This window comes from Stenotrophomonas sp. Bg11-02, from assembly GCF_002836635.1.
Lineage (GTDB): Bacteria > Pseudomonadota > Gammaproteobacteria > Xanthomonadales > Xanthomonadaceae > Stenotrophomonas > Stenotrophomonas lacuserhaii.
Window position 1 is genome coordinate 1 of the sequence record NZ_PJAY01000025.1, and the last position, 744, is coordinate 744.

1 protein-coding gene and 1 pseudogene are annotated in these 744 nt (G+C 65.6%); both read left to right on the forward strand.

Annotated elements, in window-relative coordinates; genetic code table 11:
• Positions 1-309, forward strand: a pseudogene (locus CXG43_RS01295) (head decoration protein); the annotation flags it as partial.
• Between the two features lie 81 nt (positions 310-390).
• Positions 391-744, forward strand: a 354-nt coding sequence (locus CXG43_RS01300) for a major capsid protein (RefSeq protein WP_198552980.1), incomplete at its 3' end; no start/stop codon positions are given.

The following is a 744-nucleotide window of genomic DNA, read 5'->3' on the forward strand; positions in this document are numbered from 1 at the left end:
GACAATCTGAAGTTCGCGTCTGCTCCGGCCGCCGGCACGGCAGGTGTCGTCGTGGATCCGGTGGTGGCGCAGATCAAGGACATCTTCGGCGGCCTGGTCACTGGTAGCGCGGCGAGCGTGACGCTGGCAAAGGCCACCGGCCCGGGCAACGTTGTCGGCGGTGGGGCGAAGGCTGCCGTCAACGGTGTGGTGACCTGGGACGCGGTGACGTTCTCGGCTGCGGGCGACTACACCCTGAAGGTCACCGCCGCTGGCCTGGGCGAAGCCATCACCGAAACCATCACCATTGCCGCCGCCGGCGGCGCGTAACAGCCGCACCGCTTGCTTACCAAGGCCCCGCTCAGTCGGGGCCTTTTCCATTTCCCCGATCTACCACAGGACTCACCCACTATGGATCTGGCAACTCTGCTCGCACTGGGCGTACTGACCTTCGATCAGCTCAACGCCTACATCAACAACCTGCCGCGTATCCACACCCGGATCGCGGACATGAACCTGTTCCAAGAAGACGGCCTGGTCGGCACCACCATCGTCAAGGTCGGCCTGGCCGGCGACAAACTGGTGCTGGTGCCGAACGTGCCGCGCGGCTCGCCAAGCCAGCCCAAGGGCCTGGCCCGTGGCAAGGTCAAGCTGCTGGAGACCACCCACTTGCCGCAGCGCTCCACGGTGATGGCCGACCAGCTGCTGGGCGTGTATGACCCGGTCAACGACCCGACGGGCACCAACGTGGCCTCGGTTGTGAAT